This window comes from Kineosporia mesophila (assembly GCF_021129235.1).
Taxonomy (GTDB): Bacteria; Actinomycetota; Actinomycetes; order Actinomycetales; family Kineosporiaceae; genus Kineosporia; species Kineosporia mesophila.
Genome location: NZ_JAJOMA010000002.1, coordinates 171,106 through 187,671 on the forward strand (window position 1 = coordinate 171,106; position 16,566 = coordinate 187,671).

Consider the following 16,566-nt stretch of genomic DNA (forward strand, 5'->3'; position numbering starts at 1 on the left):
CTCTCAGCGTTTTACTGATGACGGAGAGCAAGAAACGACAGTTGACGGTTAGAAGACTGTCGAGTCCGTATGTATCCGCACACTCTGCGTAAACCGCACTTGACGCCCATAACTCAGCAGTGACAATGTTGCACCCCTCAGGGCCACATCCGTATCAAATCGGATGCGGCACAACGGGTGTGCCCACGGCGCCCGAGATCCCCCCTGTACTTGCTCACCATGCCGGAAACGTTCACACGGACCCGGACTCAGGAGATCGTCACTGCCCGACGGAATGCGAGCCTTCTTTTTGCGCGCTGGGTGATGGCTCCCAGCCTGCGGCAGCTCGTGGCCCGTCCCACCCCCTAGCTCCTGGAGGGTGGAGGGCGTGGCCCGTACCCTCGGTCCCGGGGTTCGGGAAGGAATGCCGTCTCGATGGCTCCGAAGGCCCGCGGTCCTCGAACGCGAATGGGTGGCCGGTCGATCCGGACGCGCATCCTGCTGCTCGGCTGGGTCCCCAGTCTCTCCCTCCTCGTCGTCGGTGTGATCCTCGCCGGCTATCTGGCCCTGTCGGCCCGCGACATCCGCGACGGCAACAGCGTCATGGAGACACAGCTGGGTTCGTCCCGCGCCTTCATCCCCGAGGCCGAGCGGGAGGGCCGCCTGAGCGTCGCCTACCTGGCCGACCCGAAGGCCGGCCGGACCGAGCTCGACGCCCAGCGCGCGCGGACCGACCAGGTGCTCTCCACGCTGAACGCGGACGCGGTCCTGTTGCAGGAGAACGCACCCGACTACCTGGCCCCGGTCTTCGCCGACCTGGGAGTGCTCGGCGGCGGCATGGCGAAGATGCGCCAGAGCGTGGACGATCGCACCCTTCCGGCGGCCGACGCCCAGCAGTACTGGAGCAACTTCGTCGACCTGACGTACCGCTCCATCTCGCTGATGGCCCGGACCACGCCCAACGGTGAGTCCGGCCAGCAGGAGCGCGAGGCGTCCGAGCTGATCCACCTGGTCAACCAGATGTCGCAGGGCAACGCGCTGGCCTATCTGGCCCTGTCGAACCAGGGGCTGACGCCCGATGAGTACCAGACCTTCGTCAAGACCGGTGGGGTCTACCGCGACCGTCTGGAGTTCCTCTCCAAGATGATCACGGATCCCGGGGTCCTGGCCAAGATCACCGCGCTGACCGAGAGCGACAGCTGGCGTCAGCAGGCCCGGGTCGAGCAGGCCGTACTCAACGCCGACGCGCTGACCGTGCGGGAACGCGCGAAACTGCTGGCCGGCACGCCCGTCGCCACCGTCACCGGGGCCCCGAACACCCTGCTGGACAGTGAGCCGACGCCCGCCCAGATCCGGAACGGCAACGTCAAGGCCGATCTGCCGATCCCGTCGTCGGCCTGGGAGACCGCCCACAACGACGTCACCGACCAGCTCGTCGACATCGCGATCAGCCAGCTCGCCTACTCCTCGAGCATGGCGGTCGACCTGGCCGAGAAGCGCTACTCGCAGTCCATCGCCGGTGGTATCGGCCTGGTCATCTTCGCCGCCATCGTGCTGTCGCTGACCGCCCGCGAGTCCAACCGCCTGGCCCGCCGCCTGCGCGGTCTGCGCGACCAGACGCTGGACCTGGCCGACAACCGGCTGCCCGCCCTGGTCGAGGGCCTGCGCACCGGTGAGGTCGACGACGAGACCCGGCAGATGCCCAAGCTGCACTACGGCCGGGACGAGATCGGCGAGGTCGCCAGCGCGTTCAACCACGCGCAGGAGGTCGCCGTCAACGCGGCCGTGCAGGAGGCCGAGACCCGCAACGGTCTGCGCGAGGTGTTCCTCAACATCGCCTACCGCAGCCAGGTCATCGTGCACCGGCAGCTGGGCGTGCTGGAGAAGGCCGAGCGGTTCGAGGAGGACCCGGAGCAGATCGAGCTGCTGTTCGAGCTCGACCATCTGGCCACCCGTGCCCGCCGCAACGCCGAGAACCTGGTCATCCTCGGTGGTGGCCAGCCCGGTCGCCGCTGGCGCAACTCGGTCGAGCTGCTCCAGGTCGTGCGCTCGTCGATCTCCGAGGCCCAGGACTACGCCCGGGTGTCGGTCGGTCGCCTGCCCCGCCTGTCCATCAACGGTGGCGCGGTCGCCGACGTCATCCACCTGCTCGCCGAGCTCGTCGACAACGCCACCTCGTTCTCGCCGCCGATGTCCAAGGTCGAGGTGCGGGGCAACCTGGTCGGGAAGGGCCTGGTGCTCGAGATCGAGGACCAGGGCCTGGGCATCCCGGCCGACAAACTCACCGAGCTGAACGAGATGCTCACCACGGCACCGGACTTCCACGCGCTGACCCTGCGCGAGGAACCCCGCCTGGGCATGTTCGTGGTGGCGCAGCTGGCCGCCGGCCAGAACATCCGCGTCACCCTCACCCCGTCGCCGGCCTACGGCGGTACCAAGGCCGTCGTCCTGATCCCGTCCGACCTGTTCGACGCCTCCGGCGGCGGTGTCACCGGTGGTACCGGCACGCTGGCCCTGGACGGCGCCGACGACAGCGCGGTGGCGCCCGGGGCGCGGTCCCTGCACGAGCGGATGGCCATCACCGGCGAGATGACCGGTGAGATCACGGTCGTCCCGGGCGACGGAGTCCCGGAGCGGCCCGGCCGTTCCTCCGCGCCGGCGCTGTCCGTGGCCCCGGCCGAGCCGCGCAACCCGACCGGTCCGTTGCAGCGCATCGGGCGTGGGCGCGAGCAGGCCGGCCAGAACGGTCAGGGTGGCTCGAACGGTCAGGGCACCCCGGGTGGTCAGATCCGCCCGATGCCCTCGTCCTCCCGCGCGCCGGAGCCGATGCGTCCCGCGCAGCCGGGCTACACGCCGTCCTCACGGATCGACCAGTCCGGTGGGGGGAGCGAGCCGATGGTGAACCCGCAGGCCCGCGCCGACTACCTGGCCTCGCGTTCGGCCGGTCCGTCGACCGGCAGCCTGCCGGTGCGCAGCAGCGGGATGTCGCAGACCCCGATGCCGCAGGGCCAGATGCCGACCCCGATGCCTGCGCCGATGCCGAGCCCGGCCGGTCTGGCCAAGGGGGCGCCCACCCCGCCCGCGGGAGTACGGGGCAGTGCGCCGGGAACCTCGGTGACCCGGGGCGCGACCCGCACCGGCCGTCCCGAACTGCCCCGCCGCGTCCGGCAGGCGAACCTGTCCGACCGGCTGAAGAGTTCCCCGGTGTCCAGCACCGGGGCGATGCCCCAGGGCTCCGAGACCACGGGCCCGTTGGACCCGGAGGCGGCCCGCAACCGGATGGCCGCGTTCCAGCGCGGTACCCAGCGCGGCCGCACGGAACGGCCCGATGGCGCCTGACCGCCACGGCCGGACACCAGCATCACCAATGAGAAGGAAGGCGAGAACACTGTTCCCGCGAACCACTGACTGGAAGGCGAGATGACGCAGAACAGCGCGATGGGTGGCCTGGACTGGCTGGTGGAGGATCTGCTCCGCCGGCTCCCGGGCGCGGACCGGGCGATCGTTCTCTCGTCCGACGGCCTGCTCATCGGCCGGTCCAGCAACCTCAACCGTGATGACGGCGAGCACCTGGCCGCGGTCGCCTCCGGCTTCCAGAGCCTGGCCCGCGGTACCGGTCGCCACTTCGGCGGCGGCGGGGTGCGGCAGACGGTCGTCGAGATGGACAACTATTTCCTGGTCGTCACGGCGGCCGGTCAGGGCGCGTGTCTTGCGCTCCTGGCCGACGTCAACGCGGACATGGGCATGGTCGCCTACGAGATGAACCTGCTGGTCAAGCAGGTCGGCACCTACCTCAGCTCGCAGCCTCGGGAGGATGCGTCGCCCGGGGCGGGACCGAGGCCGTGACCCCGTCGGATCAGCACTGGTTCGACGAGGAGGCCGGGCCGCTGGTCCGGCCGTACGCGCTGACCCGTGGGCGCACCACCAGCAAGCAGCGCGATCTCGCGATGATCACGCTGGTGGTGGCCCTGCAGCGGGTGACCCCCCAGCTGGCCGACAATCTGGAACCCGAAGGGCTCCAGATCGTCACCATGTGCCAGCACCCCAAGTCCATCGCCGAGGTTTCCGCCGACCTGGGCCTGCCGCTCAGCGTCGTGAAAATCCTCATCGGTGACCTCATCGACCGGCAGCTGCTGATGTTCCGGTCGGCCGTCACCCCCGACATCAACGTCCTTCAGGCGGTTATCAATGGCATACGCCGACTCTGACCCGAACCAGCGGCCCGGGGTGCGCGCGACGGCGGTGAAGCTGCTCATCGCGGGCGGCTTCGGGGTCGGGAAGACCACCATGGTCGGCACGATCAGCGAGATCCCGCCGCTGCGTACCGAGGAGCTCATCACCGAGCTCAGCCGCGGTGTCGACGACCTCTCCGGCGTCGAGCAGAAGAAGACCACTACGGTGGCCCTCGACTTCGGCCGCATCACGATCAGCCCCGAACTGGTGCTGTACCTCTTCGGCACGCCCGGCCAGGACCGATTCTGGTTCATGTGGGACGAGCTGGCCGAGGGCGCGATCGGCGCCGTCGTGCTGGCCGACACCCGCCGGCTGGAGAGCTGTTTCCCGGCCGTCGACTTCTTCGAGCGCCGGGGCATCCCCTTCGTCGTCGGCGTGAACTGCTTCGACGGGGACGAGCAGTACCAGCCCGACGAGGTACGCGTCGCCCTCGACCTCGACGACCGCGTGCCGATCGTCCTGGCCGACGTGCGTCAGCGTGCCTCGTGCAAGGAGTTGCTGGTCACCCTGGCCGAGCACGCCATCAGCATGGCCACCGCGGCCCCGGCCTGACCAGCGATTCACGACCCAGCACCGCAGCACGAGAACCGGGCACCTCCGGCGCCACCGGCGTCCGGGGGTGCCCGGACCCATGTCGGGACCCGGATGCGACCGGCGGACCCGGGTAGCCGGACGACGCGGGTGGTCGGTGGTCAGGGGTGGCGGGTGGACGCGGCAACTGGCTCACGGGGGACGGTCAGGTGACGCACGTGGTTGGCGGGTGGACGCGGTGAGCCGGCTTTGATGGGGTGGTCAGGGGACGCACGTGGTTGGTGGGTGGACGCGGTGAGCCGGCTTTCATGGGTGGTCAGGGGACGCGGGTGGTCGGCTGACGCGAGGAAGTGCCCTGAGGCGGGTGGCTGGTGGACGCGGTGAGCCGGCTGACGCGGGGTTACCGGGGTAAGGGCTGCCGGAGTGGGGGTTGCCGACGGACGGGGACGACCGGCGCACGTCGGCTGGTCCGGGAGTGCGGGGAGCTGGTGGACGGGCGGGTGACCGGGGTGCATCGAGAGAGCTCGGCCTGTCGGCAGACCCCGGTTGCCGGGGGAGGGCCGCGTCCGTCGGTGGCCGGCCGGGGGACCGTGGCGGTCGGGTGGCCCATGGCTCGGTGGCGTCCGGGCGGGGCTTCGCCGGTGGACGTCCCCCGCGTGACCGGCACGAGGATCGGATCGGCCCAGGCTGCTGAGGGCCTGTGCTGCCCGCTGCGCCCCGCTGTGACCTCCCGGTGACCTTCCACCCCTCAGGCCGGCCCGGCCGCGCTCCGGGAGCCCTCCCACGGTCTCTGGCACCGATCCGTGCCGCCGTGGGGGCGGGATTCGGCGATGGGGTGAGCCTCGAGCCGGTTCTGGGCGGGCTCCAGAGTGTCCCCAGTGGGCCCCGGGCTGGTTCGGAGCCCGGTTCCGGGTGGGTGGCAGGCCAATTTCGACTCGGTTCGGGGCGGGGTCAGGGTCAACTTGGGTCAGGCTCTGCTCGACTCGGTGCCGACTCAGGCCAACTCTGGGCCGGCTCTGCCCAACTCGGACTCCGGCGCCGACTCGGACTTCGGCGCCAACTCGGACTGGTTCGGCGCCGACTCGGACTGGTTCGGCGCCGACTCGGGGCTGATCCGGGCCGATTCAGGCCGGATCCAGTTGGCTCGGGGCTGACTCGGGTGTGCTCCGGAGAATTCTTTTCAGGGCCGAACCGGCGGTCAATGGATACCGCCGGTGGGGGCCCGACAACGCTCTGGCAGGATCCAGCCGGGCAATCCTGGAGAAAAAACCCGGTCAGGACCGCTGAACAATCGCCGGATGCCGGTTTCACGGCGCGTCCTGGCGGACATGAATACCAGTATGTCTGGATTAGCCGTTAGTGTCGGCTCCCATCGGTGCACCGATCATTCTCGATCGGTGCTCCGTGGCGACCGGAACACGGCTGGAAGCTGGCGGTACGGGCGAACGAAAGGCCCGCGGATCAGGGAAGTGGCGACACGGCCCCCCGCGTTGCCCTCCGGGATACCGACTCGCTAGGTTCGGACCAGATTTCGCGGTCTGCCTGCGCCGATCGGATAGGAATGATCGGCTGGACGGCCGGAATTACTCCGGTACGGCTCAACTACCTACTGAGTTCGACGAACAACTGAGGTGACTCAAGTGGCTCTGCCCCCCCTGACTCCCGAGCAGCGGGCCGCCGCCCTGGTGAAGGCGGCCGAGGCTCGGCGTGCTCGTGCCGAGATCAAGAACAGGCTCAAGTACTCGCAGGGCTCACTCGGGGAAGTGATCAAAGAGGGGCAGGAGAACGAGGTGATCGGCAAGATGAAGGTGTCGGCGCTTCTCGAGGCTCTGCCCGGCGTGGGCAAGGTGCGTGCCCGTCAGATCATGGAAGAGATCGGCATCTCCGAGTCCCGGCGTGTACGTGGTCTCGGCTCCAACCAGATCGCTGCGCTGATCAAGCGCTTCGGGAGCTGAACCACCGGTGACCGGGACGGAGCGGCAGAACCCGTCGGGGGGCGGGGAGGTTCGGCCAGGACGGCTGACAGTACTGGCAGGGCCCACGGCGGTGGGGAAGGGAACGGTCGCGGCCGACATCCGCCGCCGCTATGAGCAGATCTGGCTCTCTGTCTCGGTCACCACCCGGCCCCCGAGGCCGGGAGAGGTTGACGGCGTCCACTACTTCTTCGTGGACGACGCCAAGTTCGACGAGCTGATCGCGACCGATCAGCTCCTGGAGTGGGCGGTGGTGCACGGCCGGCACCGGTACGGCACCCCGCGCGCCGCGGTCGAGCAGGTTCTCTCGCAGGGCCGTCCGGCCCTGCTGGAGATCGATCTGCAGGGCGCCCGGCAGGTCCGCGAGAACATGGCCTCCGCGTTCTTCGTCTTCCTCAAGCCGCCCAGCCTGGACGAACTCGTCCGCCGGCTGGTCGGGCGGGGCACCGAGGACAGCGAGGAGCGCGCGCGTAGGCTGCGCACGGCGGAGGTCGAGATGGCCGCCGAGTCGGAGTTCGACATCAGCATCGTGAACGACGATGTCCTGCGCGCCACGAACGAGCTCGTATCATGGATGGGCCTGACCCCGACCGACAGCCCGGTCACCAGGGTCGACTCGCACCACTGAACTACCCTGGTCGCGACGCGGCCCGTTCGTGTCGAGCTCACACCGCACCATCGAAGCCTGGAGTTTGCGTGTCCGGAACTGTTGCCAGCCCCGAAGGCATCACCAACCCGCCGATCGACGACCTGCTGTCGACGGTGGACTCGAAGTATTCGCTGGTCATCTTCGCCGCCAAGCGCGCGCGTCAGATCAACGCCTACTACTCGCAGCTCGGCGAGGGCCTGCTGGAGTACGTCGGCCCGCTGGTCGAGACGCACGTGCAGGAGAAGCCCCTCTCCGTCGCCATGCGCGAGATCAACGAGGGTCTGCTGACCGCCGAGAAGCACGACTGACCAGGGTCATCCCCTGAAAATCGTTCTCGGCGTAGGTGGCGGCATCGCCGCCTACAAGGCCTGCCTCCTGCTGCGCCTGTTCAAGGAGGCCGGTCACGACGTCCGGGTGGTTCCCACCCAGGCGGCGCTGACCTTTGTCGGGGCTCCGACCTGGGCGGCCCTCTCCGGGCACCCGGTCTCGGCCTCGGTGTGGGACGACGTCTACGAGGTGCCGCACGTCCGGATCGGCCAGCAGGCCGACCTGGTCGTGGTGGCTCCCACCACTGCCGACCTCCTGGCCCGGGCCGCGCACGGTCTGGCCGACGACCTGCTCACGAACGTCCTGCTCACCGCGCGATGTCCGGTGCTGCTCGCACCGGCGATGCACACCGAGATGTGGACGCACCCGGCCACCGTCGCCAACGTCGCCACCCTGCGCGAGCGTGGCGTGACCGTGGTGGAACCCGCCAGTGGCCGGCTCACCGGCGCCGACAGCGGCCCGGGCCGGCTGCCCGAGCCGGAAGACCTGTTCGCCGCCGCCCTGGCCCTGCTGGACAGCCGGGGACCCGGCCGCGAAGGCGCCGCACCCGCACCGGTGCCCACCCGTGTCCTCCCTTCCGGTCCGGCCCTCGATGATCGTGCGCTGGCCGGACGCCACGTGGTGGTCTCCGCCGGCGGCACCCGCGAGCCTCTCGACCCGGTGCGCTTCCTCGGTAACCGCTCGTCCGGCCGCCAGGGCGTCGCCCTGGCGAAGGCCGCCCTCGAACGGGGCGCCCGGGTGACGCTGGTCGCCGGCCCGATCGAGGTGCCTCCCCCCGACGGCGCCGACGTGGTGCGGGTGGAGAGTGCGCTGCAGATGCGCGAGGCGATGACCGTCGCCGCGAAGGACGCCGACGTCGTCGTGATGGCCGCGGCCGTGGCCGACTTCCGCCCGGCGCAGGTGGCCGAGCACAAGATCAAGAAAAGTGCGGATGCAGACGACGCGCCGGTCGTGACTCTCGTCCGAAATCCCGACATCCTCGCCGGGCTCGTGGCCTCGCGCCGGGCCGGTCAGGTGGTGGTCGGATTCGCCGCCGAGACCGGTGACGAAACCGGCAGCGCGCTCCGGCACGCCACCGCCAAGCTCGCCCGGAAGGGCTGTGACCTGCTGGTACTGAACGATGTCGCGGCCGGGAAGGTGTTCGGCAAGGACGACACCGAGGTGACGTTACTGTCCGCGGACGGCACGGTGACTCCCGTGCCGGCGGGCACCAAGGAGACGGTGGCCGGAGCGATCTGGGAAGCCGTCGTCCCTCTGCTCGTCCCGTAGTTCGCCCAGGGCGTGCCGACCACCGGCCTTCCTTGTCGACCAGGATGGTTAGAGTAGTCGGCGCGGCCGAGGTATCGCCGCCCGTAACCGTTCACAACTCTGCTCGTCATCACACCCTTCGGGAGTGCCGTGTCCGATCGCCTGTTCACCTCTGAGTCCGTCACCGAGGGGCACCCCGACAAGATCTGTGACCAGATCAGTGACGCGATCCTCGATGCCCTGCTGGAGCAGGACCCGACCTCCCGCGTGGCGGTCGAGACGATGGTCACCACCGGCCTGGTGCACGTGGCCGGCGAGGTGACCACGAAGTCCTACGTCGACATCCCGTCGATCGTCCGTAAGACGATCCTGGACATCGGGTACGACTCCTCGACCAAGGGCTTCGACGGCAACTCGTGCGGGGTCGAGGTGAGCATCGGGGCGCAGTCCCCGGACATCGCGCAGGGTGTCGACACCGCCTACGAGGCGCGGGTCGAGGCCGGCGCGGACCCGCTGGACCTTCAGGGCGCGGGTGACCAGGGTCTGATGTTCGGGTATGCGAACGACGACACGCCTGAGCTGATGCCGTTGCCGATCTGGCTGGCGCACCGTCTGGCCGAGCGCCTGACCGAGGTGCGCAAGTCGGGTGAGGTGCCTTACCTGCGCCCCGACGGTAAGACCCAGGTCACCATCGCCTATGACGGTGACCGGGCCGTGCGCCTGGACACGGTCGTGGTGTCGAGCCAGCACGCGGCCGACGTCAGCCTGGAGAACCTGCTGCAGCCCGACGTGGTCGATCACGTGATCAAGCCCGTGCTGGACCGCGTCGACATCGACACCTCCGACTACCGGCTGCTGGTCAACCCCACGGGCCGGTTCGAGGTCGGTGGCCCGATGGGCGACGCCGGTCTGACCGGCCGGAAGATCATCGTGGACACCTACGGTGGTTTCGCCCGTCACGGTGGTGGCGCGTTCTCGGGCAAGGACCCGAGCAAGGTCGACCGTTCGGCCGCGTACGCGATGCGCTGGGTGGCCAAGAACGTGGTGGCCGCCGGCCTGGCCAAGCGGTGCGAGGTGCAGGTCGCGTACGCGATCGGCAAGGCGCAGCCGGTGGGTCTGTACGTGGAGACGTTCGGCACCGAGACCGCTCCGGTCGAACGGATCACCAAGGCCATCCGTGAGGTGTTCGACCTGCGCCCGGCCGCGATCATCCGTGACCTGGACCTGCTGAAGCCGAAGTACCACCAGACCGCTGCTTACGGTCATTTCGGCCGCGACCTCCCGGGCCTGACCTGGGAGCAGGCCACCCGCGTCGACGCGCTGCGCGCAGCGATCGGGTAGCCATCCAGTAGTCACCAGGTGGGCAAGACCCCTGAGTTGTCCACAGGCCGGCCGTCACCCGCGAGGGTGGCGGCCGTTCTGCTTTAGGTTGGGACCCATGAGCACGGGATCCGACGCCAGCAGCTCCGGCGACCAGCTGGAACTGCTCCGCGCCGCGACCCGGGGCCGCAAACCCAAGCCCCCCGCGGCCGCCGCGGCGCAGCTGCCCGTCGCCCGGGTCACCGTCGATGTGCCGTTGCCCCACCTCGACCGGGTCTTCGACTACCTGGTGCCCGAGCCGATGTCCGTCGCGGCGCAGCCCGGCGTGCGGGTGCGGGTGCGGTTCGGCGGGCAGGACATCGAGGGCTACCTGCTCGAGCGGGTGGACGAGTCGGGGCACCAGGGGCGGCTGGCACCGCTGCGCAAGGTGGTGTCGCCCGAGCCGGTTCTCACCCCGCCCGTGCTGCGCCTGTGCCGGGCGGTGGCCGAGCGCTACGCGGGCAACCTCACCGACGTGCTGCGTCTGGCCGTGCCGCCCCGTCACGCCCGCGTCGAGCAGGCCGGCCGGCCCGAGGCCCGGGAACCTCTCCCGCCGGAGACGGTCGCCGGCTGGGAGCGGTACCGCGCCGGTCCCGCCCTGCTGGCCCGTATCGCCGCCGGTGACGCTCCCCGTGCGGTGTGGCAGGCCTTGCCCGGCCCGGCCTGGTGCGACGACCTGGCCGCCGCGATCGAGACCGCGCTGCGGGCCGGCCGCGGATCGCTGGTGGTGCTGCCCGACAAGCGCGACGTCGATGCCCTCGACCAGACCCTGACCCGGCGGCTGGGTCCCGGGCGGCACGCCCGCCTGGAGGCCGACCTCGGCCCGACCACCCGGTACCGCAACTTCCTGGCGGTCTCCCGGGGCGACGTGAAGGTGGCGATCGGCACCCGCGCCACCGCCTTCGCACCCGTCCACGACCTGGGCCTGGTCGTGATCTGGGACGACGGCGACGAGATGCACGCCGAACCGCGCTCTCCCTACCCGCACGCCCGGGAGGTGCTGGCCCTGCGCGCCGAGCTGGAGGGCGCGGCCCTGATCGCGGGCTCCTGGTCGCAGTCGGTGGAGTGCGCGGCCTGGCTGCGCACCGGCTGGGCGCGGCCGGTCGCGGCCGACCGCGCCGTGGTGCGCGGCGCCTGGCCGCGGATCCAGGTCGCGGCCACCGCGTTCGGCGGCGGTGACGACCCCAGCGCTCACGGCCGCCTGCCGAGCCCGGCCTGGCGCGCGATCAACGACGGGCTGAAGCGCGGGCCGGTGCTGGTGCAGGTGCCGCGCGCCGGTTACCTGCCCGGCCTCGCCTGCCAGGACTGCCGGCACCCGGCCCGGTGCGAGCACTGCCACGGCCCGCTCGGGTTCCCGTCCGCGTCCCGGGGCGACCAGGCCGGCCTGCCCGAGTGCCGCTGGTGCGGCCGGGTCACGGCGGCGTGGCGCTGCACCACCTGCCAGAGCCGCCGGCTGCGGGCCACCACGGTCGGGGTCGGGCGCACGGCGGAGGAACTCGGCCAGGCGTTCCCGGGCGCCGCGGTGGTGGTGCCGCAGGCCGACGGGCCCACGCCGCACGTCCCGGCCAACGCGCTGGTCGTCTCCACGCCCGGCATCGAGCCGCCGGTCGAGGGCGGGTACGCCGCCGCCGTGCTGCTCGACGCCGGCCGGCTGCTGGAACGTCCCGACCTGCGGGCCAGCGAAGACGCACTGCGCCGCTGGCTCGGTGCGTCGGCACAGGTGCGTCCCTCGCAGGAGGGCGGCGCGGTCGTGATCACCGCCGACCCGCAGGCCCCGGCCGTGCAGGCGCTGGTCCGCATCGACCCGGGCAGCCAGGCCGAGAGGGAGCTCGACGAGCGCACCGAGCTCGGTTTCCCGCCGGCGGTCGTGCTCGCCGACGTGACCGGCACCGCGACCGCGGTGAACTCCCTGGTCCGCACCGCCCAGCTCCCGGAGGGCACCCAGACCCTAGGGCCGACCGAGGTGCTCACCTCGTCCGTCGCCGATGAACCGCGCGCCCAACCGCCGCGCCGGCACATCCCGAGGGCCGCCACCCTGGCCGGCCTCGAGGAGAAACGCGACGAGCCCGAGGAGATCGACGAGACCCAGGTGCGGGTGCTGCTGCGCGCACCGCGGGGAGAACTGGCGAACCTGGCCCGGGCTCTGCACGCGGCCGCGGCGATCCGCAGCTCACGCCGCGAACCCGGGGCCACCCGCATCCAGCTCGACCCGCTGAACCCCGGGTGAACCTGGCCGGTGGCGTGCCCGGATCCCTCGCCATCGTCCCTCCATCACCGTAGTGTCGGACGAAGAGGTGGTGGAGATGGCGGAGACGACGTTCCGGATCGCCTATACGCACAGCATGCGCCGGCTGCTGGGCGTGCTGGCGTGCGGTCCTTCGGTGAGCGGCATCGTCGTGACGGACGACGAGGTGCGCGTGTGGATGGGGTGGGCCTTCCAGGCCACGATCCCGCGTCACGCGATCGCCACCGTGGAGACCGACGACCGCGCCGTGATCAGTGTGGGTGTGCACGGCTGGCGGGGCACCTGGCTGGTGAACGGCAGCACGCAGCACCTGGTCCGGATCCAGCTCGGTATCGGCGTCCACGCCCGCGTGCTGGGCTGGAAGGTTCCCCTCACCACCCTCTTCGTGAGCGTGGAGGACCGGGACGAGTTCATGCGGCTGATCCGCCCGAAAGGACCGGGCGGGGGAGCCCGTAAGGCTGCCCGCGCCCGGCGTATCCGGCTGCCCTCCCCGGCGATCAATCCCGGCCTGAAGCCGGGACTGGCCCGCGACGGCTACGTGATGAACGAGAAGAGCTAGTCCGAGAACCGGGCCAGCACGACCTGCTCGATCAGCCCCAGCACCGTGTACAGCACCACCGACACGGCGGTGAGGACGATGATCGACGCCCACAGGTGGTCGTAGCCGAAGGCACCGATGTCCCGCAGGATCTCGCCGCCCACGCCCTTGCCGGTGGCCAGCCACTCGGCCACCAGAGCACCGATCAGGGCCCCGGGTACGGAGATGCGCATCGCCGCGAACAGCGAGGGCAGGGCACTGGGGAACGCGACCTTGCGCAGGGCCGTGAAGCTGCTCCCGCCGTAGGCCGCGACCAGGTCCTGGGCCAGCGGGTTCACCGAGCGCAGCCCGAACACGATCGTCACCAGCGCCGGGAAGAACACCACGATGCCCGCGATCACGCAGACCCCGGTCAGACCCCGGCCGAACACCAGGGTGACCAGCGGTGTCATCGCGACCAGAGGCACCGAGCGCAGCAGCATTGCCACCGGCAGGAAGGCCTGCTCGACGCTGCGGAACAGCACGAACGTCACGGCCACCAGCACCGCCGCGATCATGCCGCCGGCGAACCCGAGAGCGCCGTCCTTCAGCGTGACCAGCAGCGGATCGATCACGGACGTGCGGTTGGCGGCGGCCTCGGGGGCGGTGAACAGGTACTCCCAGACCGCGGCCGGGTCCTTCCCGATCAGCGGGTTCACATCGAAGGCGCGCAGGAACAGCTCCCACGCGACCACCGCGACCACGGCCGAGACGAGCAGCGGGGCCAGGGCCTTGCCCAGGGCGCGGCTCATGAGGTCCGCCACGGTGTCGCGAACCGGGCCAGCAGCGCGAAGAACGCGTAGCCGAGACCGGCCAGGGCCCCGGTGACCAGGGCCAGGGACCAGGTCCGGGGCACGATGTACTGCTGTTGCGCCACGGTCAGCGCCACCCCCAGGCCGTTGTCGATGCCGCCCAGGTACTCACCGAGGATCGCGCCGAGCATGGCGGCCGGTGCGGCGATCTTGAGCGCGTTGAACACGTGGGGCAGGGCCGCCACCACGCGGACCTTCCGCAGTTGCTGGAACCGGCCGCCGCCGTAGGCCGCAACCAGGTCGAGGCTGGTGCGGTCGGCCGCCTTGAGCCCCAGCAGCGACCCGATCAGCGTGGTGAAGAAGACCGAGAGCGCCGCCAGGAAGATCGAGGGGGCCCGCCCGCCGAAGATCACCAGCACGATCGGCCCGATCGCGGTCAGCGGCATGCAGTAGCTGATCACGGCGAGCTGCGTGGCCACGGTCTCCAGCGGAGGCACCAGCAGGGCGAGCACGGCCACGGTGAGGGCCGCGACGTTGCCCCAGAGAAAGCCGAGCGACGCGCTGCGCAGCGTGATGCCGGCGTTGGTGGCGTAGAAGTCCCATCCGTCGTCCGCCATCTGGGTCACCACCGACCAGGGGGTCGGCACCGACCCCGAGCCGGAGAACACGGTCAGCGCCAGCAGCCACCAGAGGGCCAGGAGCACCACGGTGCCGACCAGGCCACCCGACCAGGCGGGCAGGGAAACCCGGCGGGACGTACTCACTCGGCACCCATCGCGGCGCCGCCCTGGCCGAACAGCAGGTCGGACAGCCGGTCGTGGATCGCGTGGAACTCCGGCGTGCGCATCATCTCGGGCGTCCGGGGGCGGGGCAGATCCACAGGCACCAGCTCGAGGATGCGACCCGGCCGCGGGCTCATCACCGCCACCACGTCGGACAGGAACACCGCCTCGGCCACGCCGTGCGTGACCATCAGCGTGGTGGCCGGCTTCTGCGTCCAGATCCGCAGCAGCTCCAGGTTGAGCCGCTGACGGGTCATGTCGTCCAGTGCCCCGAACGGCTCGTCCAGCAGCAGCACCGACGGCTTCACCACCAGCGCCCGGGCGATCGACACGCGCTGGCGCATACCGCCGGACAGCTGCGCGGGCCGGGCCTTCTCGAACCCGGTGAGGCCGACCAGCTCGATCAGCTCGTCGATGTAGTCCGGATCCGCCTTCAGCCCGGAGATCTCCAGCGGCAGGCGGATGTTCGTGCGCACGCTGCGCCAGGGCAGCAGCGCGGAGTCCTGGAAGGCGATGCCGAGGTGATGACGCCCGCGCAGCTGCTGCGGGGTTTCGCCGTGCACCAGCGCCCGGCCGGTGGTCGGCGTCTCCAGCCCGGCCAGGATGCGCAGGATCGTCGACTTGCCGCAGCCCGAGGGGCCGAGCAGGGTCAGGAACGATCCCTGCTCGGTCTTCAGGTCGGCGTTGTCCAGGGCCGTCACGGTCTTACGGCCCATCCGGAAGGTCTTGCCCAGACCCTCCAGGGTGATGCCGGAGGTGACGTCGGGGGTGGTGCCCTCGCTCATGCGCTCTTCAGCTCGGGGTTCTCGGTGTAGACCTCTTCCAGCAGCGAGAGGTCGAACAGCTGCTCGGCCGTGATCGTGACGCCCGACAGCGCGAGCACCTCGATGTTCGCGTCGATCAGCTCCTGGGTCATGGTGAAGAGCCCGTTGGCCTTGGTGTCGTCGCTGACGATCAGGTCGTTCTGCGCCGTGGCCTCCTTGACCTGCTCCTCCAGCTTCAGGCCCTGGTCCTTGCCGAAGTTGGTGACGGCCAGGTCGGCGGAGTCCTCCGGGCTGGCCACGGCGTCGGTCCAGCCCTGGATCTCCGCCTTGAGGAACGCCTTGACCTTGTCGCGCTCCTTGTCGATCGACTCCTGCAGCACCGTGAACGTCTCCGCGACGAACGGCAGCTTGTGGTCGGCCATCAGGAACGTGGTGACCTCGAAACCGCGCGCGGCCAGCAGGATCGGCTCGTTGGTGATGTAGCTCATGAAGCCGTCGACCTCACCGGTGGTGACCACCGTCGGGTCGAACTGCACCGGCACGATCTCCACGTCGCCCTCGGCGATGCCGTTGGCCTTCAGCAGCGCGGCGAAGATGACCTGGTTGGCGCCGGTCTGCACACCGATCTTCTTGCCCACCAGGTCGGCGGGGGAGGCGATCGGCTTCTTGTCGATCGACAGGATGCAGAAGGGGTTCTTCTGGTAGGTCGTGCCGACGATCTTCAGCGGCGCGCCCTTGAGGATGGCCGGCGCGACCACGGTCGGGGTGGAGAGCCCGACGAAGGCCTTGCCGGTGGCCAGCGCCGACTCCGCGGTGGTGCCCGAGGCGCCGCCCGCGACCAGCTCGACCTTGGTGAAACCGGCCTTCTCGTAGTAGCCCTTCGTGGTCGCCATGTACTCACCGGCGAACTCGATGTTCTTGATCCACGACAGCTGCACGGCGATCTCGCCGAAGCTCGCGCCGCCCCCGTCGCCGGGGGTCGCGGCGGCGTCGCTGTCCGAACCGCAGGCCGCGAGCAGGGGCACGCCGGCCAGCACCAGGGCCCCGGCCTGGAAGAGACGACGGCGGCCGAGCAGGGCGGGTTCGGGACGACGCGACATGGTGCTCCGATCTAGGTACCAACTGTGATCGGCTGAGGCTAGGAGCG

16 protein-coding genes are annotated in these 16,566 nt (G+C 70.4%); 12 read left to right on the forward strand and 4 right to left on the reverse strand.

The window, feature by feature from the left end; translation table 11 throughout:
- The first annotated feature begins 414 nt into the window (after positions 1 to 414).
- The 12 genes from LR393_RS03855 to LR393_RS03910 all read left to right on the forward strand — a co-directional run bounded on the left by LR393_RS03855 (position 415) and on the right by LR393_RS03910 (position 13,103).
- Positions 415 to 3,318: a sensor histidine kinase gene (locus tag LR393_RS03855; RefSeq protein WP_231481580.1), complete on the forward strand. Its 2,904-nt coding sequence runs from the start codon at positions 415 to 417 to the stop codon at positions 3,316 to 3,318.
- Between the two features lie 81 nt (positions 3,319 to 3,399).
- Positions 3,400 to 3,825 (forward strand): roadblock/LC7 domain-containing protein, encoded by a 426-nt coding sequence (locus tag LR393_RS03860; RefSeq protein WP_231481581.1) that lies wholly within the window; start codon positions 3,400 to 3,402, stop codon positions 3,823 to 3,825.
- Positions 3,822 to 4,187: a DUF742 domain-containing protein gene (locus tag LR393_RS03865; protein WP_231481582.1), complete on the forward strand. Its 366-nt coding sequence runs from the start codon at positions 3,822 to 3,824 to the stop codon at positions 4,185 to 4,187. Before LR393_RS03860 ends, LR393_RS03865 begins: the two co-directional genes overlap by 4 nt.
- Positions 4,168 to 4,764, forward strand: a complete 597-nt coding sequence (locus tag LR393_RS03870) for a GTP-binding protein (protein WP_231481583.1) — start codon at positions 4,168 to 4,170, stop codon at positions 4,762 to 4,764. The genes LR393_RS03865 and LR393_RS03870 overlap by 20 nt, the downstream gene beginning before the upstream one ends.
- 965 nt (positions 4,765 to 5,729) lie before the next feature.
- Positions 5,730 to 5,897, forward strand: a complete 168-nt coding sequence (locus tag LR393_RS03875) for a hypothetical protein (RefSeq protein ID WP_231481584.1) — start codon at positions 5,730 to 5,732, stop codon at positions 5,895 to 5,897.
- Between the two features lie 486 nt (positions 5,898 to 6,383).
- A complete protein-coding gene (gene mihF, locus LR393_RS03880) occupies positions 6,384 to 6,698 on the forward strand; it encodes an integration host factor, actinobacterial type (RefSeq protein WP_231481585.1) in 315 nt (104 codons plus the stop codon).
- 7 nt (positions 6,699 to 6,705) lie between these two features.
- Positions 6,706 to 7,344: a guanylate kinase gene (gmk, locus tag LR393_RS03885; RefSeq protein ID WP_331282901.1), complete on the forward strand. Its 639-nt coding sequence runs from the start codon at positions 6,706 to 6,708 to the stop codon at positions 7,342 to 7,344.
- A 68-nt stretch (positions 7,345 to 7,412) separates the two neighbouring features.
- Positions 7,413 to 7,673, forward strand: coding sequence for a DNA-directed RNA polymerase subunit omega (gene rpoZ / locus LR393_RS03890; RefSeq protein WP_231481587.1), 261 nt, complete (start codon positions 7,413 to 7,415; stop codon positions 7,671 to 7,673).
- 13 nt (positions 7,674 to 7,686) lie between these two features.
- Positions 7,687 to 8,961, forward strand: a complete 1,275-nt coding sequence (locus LR393_RS03895) for a bifunctional phosphopantothenoylcysteine decarboxylase/phosphopantothenate synthase (protein WP_269326658.1) — start codon at positions 7,687 to 7,689, stop codon at positions 8,959 to 8,961.
- Positions 8,962 to 9,090: 129 nt separating this feature from the next.
- Positions 9,091 to 10,281, forward strand: coding sequence for a methionine adenosyltransferase (gene metK, locus LR393_RS03900; protein WP_231481588.1), 1,191 nt, complete (start codon positions 9,091 to 9,093; stop codon positions 10,279 to 10,281).
- A 97-nt stretch (positions 10,282 to 10,378) separates the two neighbouring features.
- Positions 10,379 to 12,526 (forward strand): primosomal protein N', encoded by a 2,148-nt coding sequence (locus LR393_RS03905; RefSeq protein WP_231481589.1) that lies wholly within the window; start codon positions 10,379 to 10,381, stop codon positions 12,524 to 12,526.
- Positions 12,527 to 12,602: 76 nt separating this feature from the next.
- Positions 12,603 to 13,103: a hypothetical protein gene (locus LR393_RS03910; RefSeq protein ID WP_231481590.1), complete on the forward strand. Its 501-nt coding sequence runs from the start codon at positions 12,603 to 12,605 to the stop codon at positions 13,101 to 13,103.
- On the opposite strand, the gene LR393_RS03915 is transcribed toward LR393_RS03910, so the two are convergent.
- From LR393_RS03915 to LR393_RS03930, 4 genes are read right to left on the reverse strand one after another with little or no spacing between them, the layout of a single operon-like run.
- Positions 13,100 to 13,873 (reverse strand): ABC transporter permease, encoded by a 774-nt coding sequence (locus tag LR393_RS03915; protein WP_231481591.1) that lies wholly within the window; start codon positions 13,871 to 13,873, stop codon positions 13,100 to 13,102. The two genes, LR393_RS03910 and LR393_RS03915, sit on opposite strands and share 4 nt — an antisense overlap.
- Positions 13,870 to 14,637 carry an ABC transporter permease gene (locus LR393_RS03920; RefSeq protein WP_231481592.1) on the reverse strand — a complete coding sequence of 256 codons (768 nt, stop codon included), beginning with the start codon at positions 14,635 to 14,637 and terminating at the stop codon, positions 13,870 to 13,872. The genes LR393_RS03915 and LR393_RS03920 overlap by 4 nt, the downstream gene beginning before the upstream one ends.
- On the reverse strand, positions 14,634 to 15,440 hold the full coding sequence (locus LR393_RS03925) for an ABC transporter ATP-binding protein (protein WP_231481593.1): 807 nt from the start codon (positions 15,438 to 15,440) through the stop codon (positions 14,634 to 14,636). The genes LR393_RS03920 and LR393_RS03925 overlap by 4 nt, the downstream gene beginning before the upstream one ends.
- Positions 15,437 to 16,519: an ABC transporter substrate-binding protein gene (locus LR393_RS03930; RefSeq protein WP_231481594.1), complete on the reverse strand. Its 1,083-nt coding sequence runs from the start codon at positions 16,517 to 16,519 to the stop codon at positions 15,437 to 15,439. Before LR393_RS03930 ends, LR393_RS03925 begins: the two co-directional genes overlap by 4 nt.
- Positions 16,520 to 16,566 lie beyond the last annotated feature (47 nt).